Annotated in this window: 9 protein-coding genes; 2 read left to right on the top strand and 7 right to left on the bottom strand. The window is 65.7% G+C overall.

Translation table 11 applies throughout. From position 1 onward, the window contains the following. Positions 1 to 46 precede the first annotated feature (46 nt). Positions 47 to 2,155 (top strand): catalase, encoded by a 2,109-nt coding sequence (locus tag KHN93_RS06185; RefSeq protein ID WP_046342001.1) that lies wholly within the window; start codon positions 47 to 49, stop codon positions 2,153 to 2,155. A 763-nt stretch (positions 2,156 to 2,918) separates the two neighbouring features. Here the strand turns inward: KHN93_RS06185 and KHN93_RS06180 are convergent. Then, a complete protein-coding gene (locus tag KHN93_RS06180; protein ID WP_024939479.1) occupies positions 2,919 to 3,644 on the bottom strand; it encodes an AraC family transcriptional regulator in 726 nt (241 codons plus the stop codon). Positions 3,645 to 3,772: 128 nt separating this feature from the next. Then, the gene (locus KHN93_RS06175) at positions 3,773 to 4,243 is read right to left on the bottom strand and encodes a hypothetical protein (protein WP_065049261.1); all 471 of its coding nucleotides are present in this window, start codon (positions 4,241 to 4,243) and stop codon (positions 3,773 to 3,775) included. 332 nt (positions 4,244 to 4,575) lie between these two features. Here KHN93_RS06175 and KHN93_RS06170 point away from each other — a divergent pair, with 332 nt between their 5' ends. Further along, a complete protein-coding gene (locus KHN93_RS06170; protein WP_184231211.1) occupies positions 4,576 to 4,980 on the top strand; it encodes a hypothetical protein in 405 nt (134 codons plus the stop codon). A gap of 101 nt (positions 4,981 to 5,081) precedes the next feature. Here KHN93_RS06170 and KHN93_RS06165 read toward each other — a convergent pair whose 3' ends face one another. From KHN93_RS06165 to KHN93_RS06145, 5 genes are all read right to left on the bottom strand, one after another. Next, positions 5,082 to 7,202: an alpha/beta hydrolase family protein gene (locus KHN93_RS06165; protein WP_212579277.1), complete on the bottom strand. Its 2,121-nt coding sequence runs from the start codon at positions 7,200 to 7,202 to the stop codon at positions 5,082 to 5,084. A gap of 170 nt (positions 7,203 to 7,372) precedes the next feature. Next, entirely contained in the window at positions 7,373 to 8,659 is a 1,287-nt protein-coding gene (locus KHN93_RS06160; RefSeq protein ID WP_212579276.1) for a carbohydrate porin, read from the bottom strand. Between the two features lie 233 nt (positions 8,660 to 8,892). Beyond that, the gene (locus KHN93_RS06155; RefSeq protein ID WP_244812211.1) at positions 8,893 to 11,319 is read right to left on the bottom strand and encodes a glucose/quinate/shikimate family membrane-bound PQQ-dependent dehydrogenase; all 2,427 of its coding nucleotides are present in this window, start codon (positions 11,317 to 11,319) and stop codon (positions 8,893 to 8,895) included. Positions 11,320 to 11,621: 302 nt separating this feature from the next. Continuing rightward, positions 11,622 to 12,470: a transporter gene (locus tag KHN93_RS06150; protein WP_047126660.1), complete on the bottom strand. Its 849-nt coding sequence runs from the start codon at positions 12,468 to 12,470 to the stop codon at positions 11,622 to 11,624. Between the two features lie 823 nt (positions 12,471 to 13,293). Then, a complete protein-coding gene (locus KHN93_RS06145; RefSeq protein ID WP_212579275.1) occupies positions 13,294 to 15,264 on the bottom strand; it encodes an OPT family oligopeptide transporter in 1,971 nt (656 codons plus the stop codon). Between the last annotated feature and the right edge of the window lie 454 nt (positions 15,265 to 15,718).

Below are 15,718 nucleotides of genomic sequence, written 5' to 3'. Positions count from 1 at the left end.
GCTCAGTGGATCAGCCCGCATCTCAAGCCCGCCAGAGTGGAGTCCCATGCCCAAGTCCCCCAGCAAGTCCGCGCAACTTCCGTCCACCGCTGCTGTCAGCGCAACTCCCGAAACGTTGCGCGGCACGGGCGATGAATTGCATCAGAAGGCCGGCGGCACCCATCCGCAGCTGACCACCAACCAGGGCATTCCGGTTGGCGACAACCAGAACTCGCTGCGCGCAACGCCGCGCGGGCCGACGTTGCTGGAAGACTTCATCCTGCGCGAGAAGATCACCCACTTCGATCACGAGCGCATCCCCGAGCGCATCGTGCACGCACGTGGCAGTGCGGCGCATGGCTATTTCGAGCTGACCAAGTCGTTGAGCCAGTACACCACTGCCAAGATCTTCACCGAAGTCGGCGAAAAGACGCCGTTGTTCACGCGTTTTTCCACCGTTGCCGGTGGTGCCGGCTCGGTGGACACGCCGCGCGACGTGCGCGGGTTTGCGGTGAAGTTCTACACCAAGGAAGGCAACTGGGATCTGGTGGGCAACAACATCCCGGTATTCTTCATCCAGGACTCGATGAAGTTCCCGGACCTGATCCATGCGGTGAAAATGGAGCCGGACCGTGGTTTCCCGCAGGCTGCCAGTGCGCATGACACCTTTTGGGACTTCATCTCGTTGAGCCCCGAATCGATGCACATGATCATGTGGGCGATGAGCGACCGCACCATTCCGCGCTCGCTGCGCATGATCGAAGGCTTCGGCATCCACAGCTTCCGTTTCCTCAATGAAAAGGGCGACAGCACCTTCGTCAAGTTCCATTGGCGCCCCAAGCTCGGCCTGCAGTCCACGATCTGGGATGAGGCGGTGAAGATTGCCGGCGCCGACCAGGACTTCCATCGTCGCGATCTGTTCGAATCGATCCAGAACGGCGACTTCCCCGAGTGGGAGCTGGGCGTGCAGCTGTTCACCGAGGCGGAAGCCGATGCATTCCCGTTCGATCACCTGGATTCGACCAAGGTCATCCCGGAAGAACTGGTGCCGCTGCAGATCGTCGGCCGCATGGTGCTCGACCGCTGGCCGGACAACTTCTTCGCAGAGACCGAACAGGTGGCGTACTGCCCGGCCAACATCGTGCCCGGCATCGACTTCAGCAACGATCCGCTGCTGCAGGGCCGCCTGTTCTCGTATCTGGATACGCAACTGAGCCGCCTGGGCGGGCCGAACTTCCACCAGATCCCGGTCAATGCGCCCAAGTGCCCGTTCGCCAACAACCAGCGCGACGGCCATATGCAGATGGGCGTCCCCAAGGGCCGTGTCGCCTACGAACCCAGCTCGTTGCAGGCCGATGCACCGCGTGAGGCGCTGCGTGGATTCCCCAGCCATGCGACACCGGCCGAAGACGGCGCCAAGGGCCGCGTACGCGCAGCAAGTTTTGCCGATCACTACAGCCAGGCACGCATGTTCTTCCGCAGCCAGACCGCACCGGAACAGGCGCATATGGCATCGGCGCTGGTGTTCGAGTTGTCCAAGGTGGAAACCGCGCACGTGCGCGAAGCCATCGTCGGTCACCTGCGTCACATCGACCCGACACTGGCACAGCGTGTGGCCGATGGCATGGGCATGACCACGTTGCCGCCGGCACCGCCGGCTGCGGTCGCACCGACCGACATGCCGCTGTCGCCCGCCTTGCAGCTGATCGGCAAGATGAAGGACACCTTGCAGGGCCGCACGGTCGGCATCCTGATTCACGACGGCTCCGATGCAGCGACGATCAAGGCGGTGCGCAAGGCCGCCGAAGCCGCCGGTGCGACGGTTAAGATCGTCGCGCCGAAACTGGGTGGCGCCAAGCTCAGCGACGGCAAGCAGCTGGCTGCCGATGGTCAATTGGCCGGCACACCCTCGGTGGTGTTCGATGCGGTGGCGGTGGTGTTGTCGTCGGAAGCTGCCAAGGCGCTGACACGCGAATCGGCGGCGCTGGATTTCGTCAGCAATGCGTGGGCGCATCTGAAGGCAATCGCCTTCGACGATGGCGCGCAGCTGCTGCTGAAGGCCGGCAACGTCGGCAAGGACGCGGGCGTGATCGCGGCGGCAGATACCAAGGCATTCATCACTGCCGCCAAGACCCGCCAGTGGGCACGCGAACCGAAGGTGCGCATGCTGGCGTAACCGCATCCGCATGGGCTGCACAGGCTTGGGCGCGAACGACTTCTACGTCGTTCGCGCCCAAGTCGTTTATGCAGGCAGCAATTCATCCTCTACGGAAATCGGCGCACCCTCTGCGATGGCCAGTTTTCAACGACTTTTTTGGCAGCGTCTCATAAACGACGCTGCGACTTGGAAACCGGCTGTCTCTACGTTGTTGCGCTGTCGTGTCTTTGGGGTGTCAGCGCGCGCGGCCAGGTCGGCAGTAGAGCGGCGGGCTGCGGTTTGGCTGCAAGGCCCTTGCCCGCCCACCCTCGCAGGACACGCCGCAAGTACGTCCTTGTAGGCTCTTACGCGGCATCCATGCCGCGTAAGGTCCCGCGACGGTGAGCGCGCAAGGACCCGTTGAGAGGGTCGGTGTGCAAAGTCAAGAGCAGTGCACGATGCCCGTTGTTCGCTACTGGTGTGCCGGCGCAATGTCAGCCACACGTCGAGCGATAGGCAGCTTTTCATCCGGCCACCGACCAACTGTCTGGTGCGGTGCCCTCGCCGCTTGCGGGACCGTGTGGCGGCATGGATGCCGCCACCGAGCCTCCATGGACGGATTCACGGCGTGTCCCGCAAGCGGTGAGGGCGCCGCACACTCGACGAACCAGGCTTTTGACTGCATCTACCAAACAAGGATGCAACCCGGAATCCCGATGGATTCACGCAGTTCCCCGCAAGCATTACAGAGGAGCCGTGCTCGACCAACTCAGCTACTGAGCAGTCGTCTTGCTCAGGCGCGCTAAGCCGGTTCGGCAGGAAACTGCGCCGCGTTCGCCAGCGCGCGGTACTCGCGTGGCGTCATCCCGACCGCCAGCTTGAACTGCCGTGCGAAGGCGCTTTGATCGCTGAAACCGCAGGCATGCCCGATTTCGGTGAGGCTCTTGTTTCCGTGCAGCAGATGCATGGCCATCTGCAGGCGTAGCTTGGCCAGCACCTGTTGCGGGGTGAGTTGGAACACCTTGCGGAACGAGCGTTGCAACTTGGACATCGAAAACCCGGTGATCTCCACCAGCGCCTGCATGCGTACGTTCTGCGCGTAGTTGGCGTTGAGGTACGCCAGCGCAAGCCGCAGTTTTTCGTACTGCGATTCGTGCCCGTCCTGCGGCCCCAGATCGCGCGAGATGCCGATGATGCCCTGCACCTTGCCGTCGACCAGCAGCGGACGTTTGCAGGTCAGGCACCAGCCCGGTTCGCGGTTGGCGAATAGATGCAGTTCCAACAGGTTGTCGATCACTTCCCCGGCCAGCACCTGCTCGTCCTGATTGGCGTAGTTGGCGCCCAGCCCGCTGGGATAGACCTCGGCAACGCGCTTGCCGATCAATTCCTTGCGCGATTTCAGGCCCAGCCGCCGCAGCATGGTCTGGTTGACGTGGGTATAGCGGCCCTCGCGATCCTTGACGAAGAACAATACGTCCGGCACGGCATCGAACAACGCTTCCAGATCGGCAGGATCGATGCTCTTCATGGAGGTCATGCGGGACTGGACTCGGGATCAGGAAAGACGCAGCTGGCGCTGACGCGCGCCACCGACGCAGGCCGCAGCGCATGCAGCGCCATGATACGCCGCGCGCCTCAGACGCCAGCGCACTGCGCTCAACGCGGGTTGTCGGCCACCTTGGACGCGGCCGGCGCAGCCTTGCTGTCCACCGCCGCTGCGGTGGGGTTGCCGATGCGATCCAGCGGCACCTGCTGCGCGCGCCAGCCACTGACCACCGCCGCACCGGACTGCGAGCCGACCTGCACCTGCAGGCGTGCACTGCCGCCGGGCGCGATGAACTCGACGGCGCAATCGCCGGCGGCCATGCAGCTGTCGGCGGCGAGCGGATCCACCAGCTGCCAGCCCTGCTCCATCACTGCCTGCGCAAACGCGCGGTAGCCCATGCCGGACTTCAACGTGGCCGGCAGCGGCACGGCCGGATCGCTGGCCACCGCATCGGTGCCAGCCGCGGCAGTCGCAGACACGGGCGCGCGCGCAGGCACGGCGGCGGGCCGCGATGCGGCATTCAGGGCAGGACTACAGACGAGGGCGAGCGCCCACAATGAGGGGCGGAACAAGGTGCGCATGCAAACGGTCCTTGCGATCCTGGCAGGGAGCTGAGGAAGTTAAAGAATCGCTATTTTGACATGGCTTGCGTGCACTGCGGCACTGCTGGCTCATGCTGGCATTCAGCCAGATGCGGTAATCCAGGCCATCTCCAGTGCTGCAAGCGAGCTCATCCAGACGTCGGCGCTGTCAGCGCACAACGCGGCACCTGCGGACATCGTCTTGCGGGCGAAGCGCGACTGCGCAGACGTCGGGTTGAAGACCGGATCATTCCTTTCCATGGCCAGCACTGCGCAGAGTCGCCATCTCCGCAAGCCCGTTGCATCATTGCGGTTTGATCGTGGAGTACCCGATGCCCGACACCACCTCCCCCGCCTATGCGGTCGGCCAGCTCTGGCGCTGCCGCGGGCGTACCGCAACCGAGACGCCGCTGCTGCTGATCAACCAGATCGATGTGCATCCCCACGGCGGCCAGATCCTGCACGTGAGTATCAGCGACATCCAGGTACGTCACGCAGGATTGCCCGATGGGATCCTGGACGCGCTGCCGCACATCCCGGTGATCGCGCAGACCCTGGAGCGCAGCGCTGCCGAACATGTCGGCAATGCCGCGCCCAATCAGGATTACCTGCCGGGTTATGCAGAATGGAAGGCCGCCTTCGACGCCGGCAATGCCGGCTCGTTCGGCATCGCAGTGGCGGAGATCCTGCAGATCGTGGAAGGCCAGTTGGCCAAACGCGATCAGCTGCCGAACTGAGCAAACCGAACGACCCCTGCGACCCGCATCAAAGGCGAGGTCTCACGCGTCATCGCCGCACCAACCGGCACGCCGCTCCAGGCGGCGTGCCGGTCGCGACCTCACTGGCCGATATGCTGCTTCAGCCAGCTGTTGACGGTGTCGTGCCACAGCACGCTGTTGTCCGGCTTGAGCACCCAGTGGTTCTCGTCCGGGAAGTACAGGAACTTGGAATCGATGCCCTTGCGCTGCAGCGCGGTGAACGCGGCCAGGCCCTGTTCGACCGGGATGCGGAAATCCTGCTGGCCGTGGATGACCAGCATCGGCACCTTCCACTTGTCCACGTGCAGCACCGGGTTGAACTTCTCGTAGCCGGCCGGGTTCTGCCAGGGCGTGCCGCCGTTTTCCCATTCGCTGAACCACAGTTCCTCGGTGGCGTAGCCCATGGTGCGGTTGTCGAACACGCCGTCGTGGTCGACCAGGCACTTCCACGGCTGATTCCAGTTGCCGGCCATCCAATAGACCATGTAGCCGCCATAGCTGGCACCCAGCGCGCAGGCCTTGTCGCCGTTGAGGAAGCCGTACTGCTTCTGCGCGGCGGTCCAGCCCTTCTGCAGGTCTTCCAGCGGGCGGTCGCCCCAATGCTGGCTGATCGCATCGGTGAATTCCTGGCCGTAGCCGGTGGAGCCGTGGAAGTCGATCATCACCACCGCATAGCCCTGGCCGGCGTAAGTCTGCGGATTCCAGCGGTTGCTCCAGCCGTTGCCGAAGCTGCCCTGCGGCCCGCCGTGGATCAGGAATGCCACTGGGTAAGTCTTGCCTTCCTGGTAGTTGTACGGCTTGACCACATAGCCGTGCACGGTGTCGTTGTTCCAGCCCTTGAACTGGAACTGCTCGTAGTCGCCGAACTGCACCTCCGGCAGCAGCTCGCCGGCGCTCTGGGTGATCGCACGCAGACCCTGGCCCTGCACGTCGCTGACAAAGACCTGGTCGCCGCTCTTGAGCGAGTTGCGGGTGAACGCCAGCGTGTTGCCGGCCAGGGTCGGCGCATGCACGCTGCCCTCGCCCACCAGCTTGGTCGCCTGGCCGCTGGCGATGTCGATCTTGAACAACGGATGCTCGCCGAGGTCGTCGGCGCTGGTGTAGAGGCTGGCGCCATCGGCGCTCAAGACGATCTCGCCGGCCGAGCGGTCCCACTTGGGGGCGATCTCGCGGCTCTTGCCGCTGGCCACGTCCATCGCCATCAGGCCGAAGCGGTCGGCTTCGAAACCGGGGCGCTTCATCGCGCGGTAGTACAGCGTCCTGCCGTCGCTGCTGAACACCGGGCCGGCATCCCAGGCCGGGTTGGACGCGGTCAGATTGACCGGCGCGGCCTTGCCGGCCGCATCCAGGCGGTACAGGTCGAAGTTGGTCTGCCACGGCTCGTCGTTGCCGGTGGGCTTGACGCCGGCGCTTGCCTTCTTGCCGGTTTCCGGCCCATGCGGCTGCGGCACGCGCACGCTGGCCACCACACTGCCGCCGTCGGGCGACCAGGCGTAATCGTCGTTGCCGCCGAACGGCTTGGAGGGCGCATCGCCGGCCAGCGTGGCGCTGATCGCCGAGGCACCGGCCACGGCCTTGCCGCCGGCAGCCGGCAGGTCGGCGACGAACAAGGTGTTGCGGCGGCCATCGTTCCAGGTATCCCAATGCCGCACGAACAACTGGTCGTAGACCACGCCGCTGGCCTTGGCGCTCTTGAGGTTGGCGAGCTTGCTCTTGGTGCAACCCAGGTCCGAGCCGCAGTCCTGGAACACGCCGGCACTGAAGGCGATGCGCTTGCCGTCGGGCGAGAGCTTGTAGCTGTCCACATCCACCGCAAAGGCGGTCAACTGCTGCGGCGCGCCGCCGGCCAGCGGCTGCGCGTACAGCTGCTGCGTACCGGATTTACTGCTGAGGAAGTACACCGTCTTGCCGTCCGGCGACAGCGCCGGGCTGTTGACGTTCCAGCCGTCGGGAGTGAGCCGCCTGGGCGGCGCGGCATCGCGGGTACGCAGATTGCGCGTCCACAGGCCGGTGGCCGGCTTGCCGTTGCTGCTCTTGGCCTGCCGCTTGGCGAACACCAGCACGCTGCCGTCGGGGCTGAGCGTGGGCGAAGACACCCGGTCCAGCGCGACCATGTCGCGCACATCGAATCCGCGCGCAGCGGCAAGACTTGGCAAGGCGGTCAACAGACACAGGGGCAGCACGGCGTAACGAAGCTTCATCGAGAGTTCCTGCAACGGCAAAACGTCGATGGTAGGCGTTGCTGCGGCGCACGCGCAAAGGCACAAGGTCATGCACCCGCAGGCGCCGCACGTGGCCGCCCTGCAAGGCGCCGAATGCGCGCAGCGTGGCGCGCCGTGCGATAACGGCGCGCCACGCTGTGGGCATGCACTCAGAACGTGAGTTTGGCCTGCAGCCCGACCACCACTGCGTTGCGCGTGTGGGTATAGGCGTAGGTCCCGGGGTTGACGATGTATTGCAGGTCCGGGCGCAACATCAGCCACGGCGTGATCTGCGCGCTGTAGGCAAGCTCGTAGAGCTCTTCGGCAGCGCTCAGCCCGGCCAGTGGCGAATCGGCCGCCACGCCGGCATCGATCAGTTCTGCGCGGCGTGCATCGAGCAGCCGATGATTGATCCTGCCGGCCACATAGCCGAGTGCGATGCGGTCCTGCGTGCGTGTGCCGATGCCCTGGTACACCCCGCCAACCGAATACCACCGTGTCATCAGCGCACTGTCGTGGTCGCTGACCATGTACTGGGCGAATCCGGTCAGGCCGATGCTGGGGTCCGCTCCCGGGGTGAACAGTTTCTGTTCGACAAGCAGATAGGCGCCGTCGCGGCCGGTGCTGCGGCTGGTGTCCAGCCCACGCCTGGGTACCGACGAGGAATCGTAGTAGCCGCCGAACTTGTACACGCCCGGGTAGCGCGCGGCGGCCGGCTTCCAGGTAAATTCGAGCGGAAAGATCGCACCGGTGGTGCCGCTGGCGAACGGCTCGAACGCGTAGGTGTCGCGGGTACCGAAGCCCAGATTCGGGTTGACCTGAAACCAGCCGGCATGCAGGTTGAGCTGCGGGGTCAGCTGCTGCGCGCCTTCGATGCCCCAGCGCGCGGCCGGATAGTTGTACCAGCCGCTATTGGCCGAAAACGCCAGCGGATGCGCACAGAACGCGGCATTGACGAAGTTCACCAGCAACGTGTGCGAAGCGAACTGGTTGCCCATCGCATAGAAGCCCAGTTTCAGATACGTCCTGCCCTGGTTGAAGCTGCGGTCGTAGCTGAACTCGCTCAGGCGGGTGTACTGGCCTCCGTACACTTCCTGGATGGGGAAGCGATTGCCGACCAGGTCAGCGGAGGTGCTGCGGCCGCGGCGGTCGTTGATGGTGACATGCAGGCTGCCACCGCCCCAGCCGGCGAGCTTGGCCATGTCCAGATCCACGCCCACCCGCAGTTGTTGCGCATAGCGCGCGCTGGTGTTTTCGTAGCCGCCATCCACCACGCCAAACGTCTCGGACACGTAGTCGCCGCGGACGCTCACGCCTTGCTCGGCCCAGGCGGACCGGCGCCCACCCCAGTCGCCGGTCAACGTGGTGTCGCCCGCGGCGACTGCGGTGGCCGGCAGTGCCAGCAACAAGGCGTAGCCCAGCGCACTGCGGCGCGGGAGAAAAGACAGACGATGCATCGTGGTTCTCTGATCAGGGCAGCGTGCACGGCCATCGGTGGCGATGCATGGCGGTGTGCCAAAGCGCCGCTGCGGTAACGGGGGCGTTGGCCGGGATATGCGAGACACCCGGCCGTCGGGTTGCAGCCAACAACGGCTGACGCGAGTGCGCAGCCGTCAGGCGCGCGCGAGGTTTGTCCGCCGCTCCGTGACCACGCCGACGCAGCTGGCGACGTGGTCACCGGTGGGCGGTGTCAGTGCGCGTCAGGCAAGCTGTAGGCGATCACGTTATCGCCACGATCGGGCGACTGCCGCGCACCGCCGGCACTGATCACCACGTACTGCTTGCCGGTCTTGTGCGAGACGTAGGTCATCGGCCCGCCCTGACTGCCGACCGGCAAGCGGCCCTTCCAGAGTTCCTTGCCGGTGGCACTGTCGAACGCGCGCAGGTAGTAGTCCTGGGTGCCGGCAATGAACACGAGCCCGCCCTGGGTGGACAGCGTGCCGCCCAGCGTCGGCATGCCGATCGGGATCGGCAGATGCATCTTGATGCCGAACGGGCCGGTGTCCTGCACCGTCCCCACCGGCACCTGCCAGGCGATGCTGCGCGTCTTGAGGTCGATCGCGCTGAGCGTGCCATACGGCGGCGCCTGGCACGGAATGCCCAGCGCCGACAGGAAGCGGTTCTTGTTGACCGCATACGGCGTGCCCTTCAGCGGCACGGCGCCCATGCCGGTATTGACGGCCTCGCCACCACCGGCCGCCTCGACCTTGCGGGTGTCGGCAGGAATCATCTGCACCCACAAGCCCAGGCGCATGTCGTTGGCGAAGATGACGTCATGCACCGGGTCGGTCGACAGGCCTCCCCAGTTCATGCCGCCCAGCGAGCCGGGGAAACTCAGCGAGACATCGGTGCCCGGCGCGGTATACAGGCCTTCATAACGCATCTGCTTGAACGCGATGCGGCACAGCATCTGGTCGATCGCAGTGGCGCCCCACATGTCCGATTCGGTCAGGTGCTTGGTGCCGATCTGCGGCATGCCGACCGACAACGGCTGGGTTGGCGCGTACTGCTCGTGCGCAATATCCGAGCCCTTCACCGGTACTTCCCTGACCTCGGTCAGCGGCTTGCCGGTGGCGCGGTCGAGCACGTAGATCTGCCCGGCCTTGGTGCCGATGACCACCGCCGGGGTGTGGCTGCCGTCCGGGTTGGGGAAGTCGATCAGGCTGGGCTGCATCGGCAGGTCGAAATCCCACAGATCGTTGTGCACGGTCTGGTAGACCCACTTCTCCGCACCGGTGGTGGCATCCAGCGCCAGCACCGAGGCGCCGTAACGGTGATCGAGCGCGGTGCGCTCGGCGCCGTACAGATCGGTCGACGGCCCGCCCAGCGGCAGGAACACGGTGTTCATCGCCGCGTCGTAGGACATCGGTGCCCACACATTCGGCGTGCTGCGCACATAGCTGCTGCCGGCGGCCGGCGCCTGGCGATCGTGCGGATTGCCCGGGTCGAAGGCCCAGCGCTGCGCGCCGGTGACCACATCGAAGCCGCGCACCACGCCACCAGGCATGTCGGTCTGCACGTTGTCGGCCACGCGTCCGCCCACCACCACGGTGGTGCCGGCCACCAGTGGCGGCGAGGTCAGCTGGTAGAACGGATCCGGCGCAGCGCCCAGGCCGGCCTTGAGATCGACCTGACCGTTGTTGCCGAAGCCCTGGCAGAACGCACCAGTGTCCGCATCCACCGCGATCAGGCGGCCATCGATGGTGTTGGTGAACAGGCGGCGACGGCAGTTGGCGTCCTGCGCCACGGTTACCGCGGCGATCGGCGAGGGATTGGCCACGCTCGGCGTCGGCAACGCCGCGTCGGCGTCGAAGTAGCCCAGGCCACGGCAGCGCTGCCAGACCGACGAGGTCGCATTGATCTCGCGCCGCCACAGCTGCTTGCCGGTGCTGGCGTCGAGCGCAATCAGATTGTTGTGCGGCGTGCACAGGAACACCTTCTCGCCCACCTGCAGCGGGGTCAGCTGATCTTCGGCACCGTTGCCGTCGCTGTTGGCGATCTCGCCGGTGTGGTAGGTCCAGGCGACCTGCAGCCGGTCGACGTTGCTGCGGTTGATCTGGTCCAGCGCAGCGAAGCGGCTGCCGCCATCGGTATTGCCGTAGGCGGACCAGTTTTGTTGCACGCTTCCAGGCGGCACCGCCGTCATGCCCGGCCCCGCGTTGCCTGCGACCGGCGGATGCGGCACGAACATGCCGCCGATCCCGGCCACTACCGCCAGCGCCAGCACCGTCGCCACGCCATAGGCCGTACGCCCGGTCGGCAACGCCCGGCTGCGCCGCAGCGCTGGCCAGGCCAGTGCCACCAGCACGGCGAACCCCGCAGGCAGCATCAGCCGCGAGACCAGCGGCCAGAACTCCAGCCCCGCATCCCACAGCGCCCACACCAGCGTCAGCGCAAAGGCGACGCCGTACACCAGCGCACCGGCCGGCCGACGCAGCACGATCAAGACACCGGCCACGACGGTCGCCAGGCCCATCAGCAGGAAGTACCAGCTGCCGCCCAGGCTGGCCAACCTCGCGCCACCCAGCAGAAAGATCAGCCCCACCAGCGCGACCAGCATGCCCAGCACCAGCAGCAATGCCCGGCCGGGGACCGGCAACTTCGATTTCGTTTCCACGTTGCAACACCTCGATCAGGAGATTCCGCCCTGCACTGCGCCCGGCATTCCGATCTGGATGCTACAAGGTGCCCGCACGGCGGCCAGTAGAGGCAGCATCACTGCCCACTTTCTGTCACTCCCCTCCCCGGCCCGCGTACCTCTGGCGAGACCGGCACCGGCATGCCCGGCAGACTGACGACATAGTGTCGCACCGCACCGGGTATTTATTACATATCTGAAGCGGTTGCCTGCGGAACACTGCAGTCCGCACAGGCGCGGACCGCAGCGGCGTTTTGTGTGCGCAGCGCGCGCTGCGCACGTCAGAAGCGGTGCGACATGCCCACATACACCTGCGCGTCCGGGGTGCGGTCGTTGAGGCCGAAATTGGCGCCCACATCCAGCTGCAGCAGCGGATTGAGCAGATACGCAGCGGCGATGTCGGCCGAATACTGCTCGATGGTCTGCGCCGGATCGCGGTTGATCGAGGACCACACTTCCACCGCCATCGACAACTTTGCGGTGAGCGGATGCGCCAGATTGATCGCGTTGATCAGCGCAACATGCTTGCCGCTGCCATCGCTGTCGGCCAACCAATCCACCTCGGGCCCGAAGGTCAGCGAGAAGCTGTTGGGCAGCGCGAAATTGATCGGCAATGCGACGCCGCCTTCCCACTCGTCGTTGCCCAGGCCGGTGCGCGCGGTCGGTGCCTTGACGAACGGCAGCAACGCCACGCTAGCGGTATCGCTCTCGTAGAAACGCGCCTTCATGCGCAGAAAGATATCGCCGCCGCCGCTCAGGCTGCTGCGCGCACCGGTGGCACGGTCGGTGGTCTTGACCTGCAGCTGCGGGGCCCAGTTGAGTTGCAGATCAATGCGGTCGCTGACGCCGTATTTGAGCGTGGGGTTGGTGAAATACGCTGTTTCGACGCGGGTGCCGGGCTGGCTGTCGCGGGTGTAGCTGCCGATGTCGGTTTCCAGCTGCCAGGCGCCGGTTGGCACGGTACAGGTGGAATTGGCCTTGGTCGGGCGATCGGTACACAGCGCCGCGTCGGCGGCCTCCTGTGCCTGCGCCTGCAGCGCAAGGCTGCACAGCACACCGGCCAGGGCGATGCTCAACAAGGGGGCACGGCGTGCGCGGGTGGAACGGTGGGAGATAGCAGCAGTCAGCATTGCAGTGGTTTCCATGGCAAGACGCTGGCCAGATCGCGTGAACGGCCAGCAGTGGGAGGGGGAATGCGCGTGGATGTCGAACGACTGCATGGCCGCTGGAGGGCGGCGTGTTGCCAATCGATCTTATAGGCGTCGGCAGGTCCGAAAACGCCGTCGGTGACAAAAGCGGCCTCAACAGTGTGCGGATGTCGCACAGCGTGATGCGAGTCGCTTTTCCACACCCATCGCTTATGGGGTCAGGCGGTGCGATGAGCTGCGCCGTGGCGCGTCACCGGGATCGATCGAGGCATGCGGTCGCCGTGGTGCACCATCGGTGCGGGAGACGGCACGATACGGAGCAGCCGCATAAAGTCGCTATGCACGAGGACTGGGTGGGGCGTAAAGCCGGCGCAAAGGCGCTGCGGTAGTGCAGACGCGACGGCCTGAGCGTTGTGCGTGCATTGCGCGATCGGCAAACGCTTGATGCGGTGGCGCGGTGTAGCTGCGCTCGCCGTGTCAGCTGATTGACCAGATGCGCCAACGACGTTGCCCTGCACCGGCAATGCAGGTCCGCTCACGGTGGCAATGCACGAGCATGCAGGAATGTTCGAACTGGATATGCCGCTGTGCGGTCACGGCATCGATTCGGTGCACCATGCCTTGCCGGCATGCTGCTGCACTTGCGCGTTCGGCAGCAGGGCCGCATTCGAACCGCGTCTGCGGCAAGGCAATCAGAACAGCGGCAATCCGGTTTCAATGCCACAACGAAAAACGGACACGCATCCAGCGATGCGTGTCCGTCGAGAGGCAGCGCGCAGGCGCATGCCTTGGTGAAGCGTCACCCTCAGGCGGTCTGTTCGCCGCGCTTGCCGATGCGGTACAGCAGCCAGCCGACCAGGGCGAGGATCGCCAGGCCGAACCATTGGTTGAGCTGCAGGCTGGCCGGCAACGCCAGCACATCGGCGCGGCTGGACAGCACGATCGGCACCGCGATGGCGATCCCCATCAACGCCTCGCCGGTGATCAGGCCGGCGGCGAACAGCACGCCCGGGCGATGCACGCGGTCGCGGCCATCTTCGTCGTCGGCGCGGATCTTGTGGAAGCGCTCCACCAGGTGCGCGATCAGGCCGCCGATAAAGATCGGCACCATCAGCTCCAGCGGCAGATAGATACCAATCGCCGCCGCCAGCACCGGCACGCGGAAGCGCTTGCCGGTCTTCTTCAGCCATTCGTCCAGCGCGATGATCGCCGCGCCCACGCCGGCACCGATGGCAATCATCGACCACGGCAGCTGCCCGCCGAACAGGCCCTTGGCGACCGAGGCCATCAGCGTGGCCTGCGGTGCAGCGAGCGAGTTGGGGTGTTGCGGCGTGGCCGGGCCGATGCCGTAGGCCTGCGCCAGCAGGTTCAACACCGGCGCCATGATCAGTGCGCAGGAAAACGCGCCGATGCCCAGCATCAGCTGCTGCTTCCACGGCGTGGCGCCGACCAGATAGCCGGCCTTGAGATCCTGCAGATTGTCGCCGCCCACCGCTGCCGCGCAGCACACCACCGCGCCGATCATGATCGCCGCCACCGCACCCAACGGCGCCGCGCCGATGCCGACCGGCACCAGACCATCCTTGCCGAGCAACAGCACCAGCACCGCCGAGGCGAACAGGATGGTGGAAATGGTGATGCCCGAGACCGGGTTGTTGGACGAACCGATCAAGCCGGCCAGATAGCCGGACACCGACACGAACAGAAAGCCGGCCACGATCATGATGATGGTCATCGGGATCGACACGTGCCACTGCTGCACGATCGCCTGGTACAGGCCCAGCAGCGGCAAGGTGCACAGCACCAGCGCCGCCAGCATCCACTTCATCGGCAGATCGCGCTCGGTCTCGGCGACCACACCGCCACCACTCTTGCGCGCGGCGGCAAAGCCGCTCTTGACGCCGGACAACAGCGACTTGCGCAGCGAGAACAGCGTCCATACGCCGCCGATCAGCATCGCGCCGACACCCAGGTAACGGATCTTCGCGCCCCAGATGCCGAATGCCGCATCGGCCGCCGGCGCACCGACCAGGCTCTGCGCCAGGGCCGGGTCGCTGCCCATGAAGAACTGCTGATACAGCGGAATGGCGATATGCCAGGACAGGATCGACCCGGACAGCACCACGATGCCGACATTCAGGCCGACGATGTAGCCCACGCCCAGCAGCGCCGGCGACAGGTTGGTGCCCAGATAGCCGACCAGGCGGCTGCTGCCCAGGTACGTGGCCTGCGCCCAGGTGTCCGGGATCACCCGCAGGCCGCTGGCCGCACCCAGCTTGACCAGCGCGCCGATCGCACCGGACATCGCCAGGATCTTCAGGCCCGGGCCGGGGTTTTCACCGGCCTTGAGCACCTCGGCCGCCGCCTTGCCTTCGGGGAACGGCAGCGGGTCTTCGACGATCATCGAACGCCGCAACGGCACCGAGAACAGCACCCCGAGCAAGCCACCCATGCCGGCGATGCCGAGCACCCACCAGTATTTGAAGTCCGGCCAGTAGCCCATGATCACCAACGCGGGGATGGTGAAGATCACCCCGGCTGCGATCGACGAACCGGCCGAGGCACCGGTCTGGACGATGTTGTTTTCCAGGATGGTGCCGCCGCCGAGCAGGCGCAGCACGCCCATCGAGACGACCGCAGCCGGAATGGCGGTGGCGATGGTCAGGCCGGCAAACAGGCCGAGATAGGCGTTGGCGGCCGAAAGCACCACCGCCAGCACGATGGCCAGCACGACGGCGCGGAAGGTGAGCTGGCGCGGCTGCGCGTCATGGCTCATGGGCAGTTCCCCTGTGGCAAAAAATCCGGACCACGCTAGCGCCTACACAGGGTTCCGTCCAGCTGCGCCGCGGCGTGACACTGTGCCTGCTGTGGCGGCTGGAATGCCTGGGGATGTATCGACGGGGACAACAGGCGTGTACCAGCGTGTGTCGGCGACTGCATCGCGCATGCGGATCGCAAGCGCATGAGGTCAGACGGTGTGGAGGTGGCGGACACTGCTTCATGGGCATGCAGACGACCGGCACATGGCGTCAGGACGCGTCGATTCGTTTTTCGGCTCGTCGAGCAACAGAGGGACGATGAGCGACGCGCGCCGTGGCCGATAGGTGACAACGAGCGATGGACTCGTCATCACGTCCATCGCTCGTACCGGCGGTCGCCTGCCGCCCGTGCTGGCGGGACAGTGCGCTGATGAGGGGTCGCGGATGAGGCCGCGCGCCCCTAATGGCCGA

The sequence above is a fragment of the Xanthomonas arboricola pv. juglandis genome (assembly GCF_905367715.1).
Lineage (GTDB): Bacteria > Pseudomonadota > Gammaproteobacteria > Xanthomonadales > Xanthomonadaceae > Xanthomonas > Xanthomonas arboricola.
Note: the sequence above shows the minus strand (reverse complement) of the source record. Positions and strands in the feature narration are given on the sequence as shown.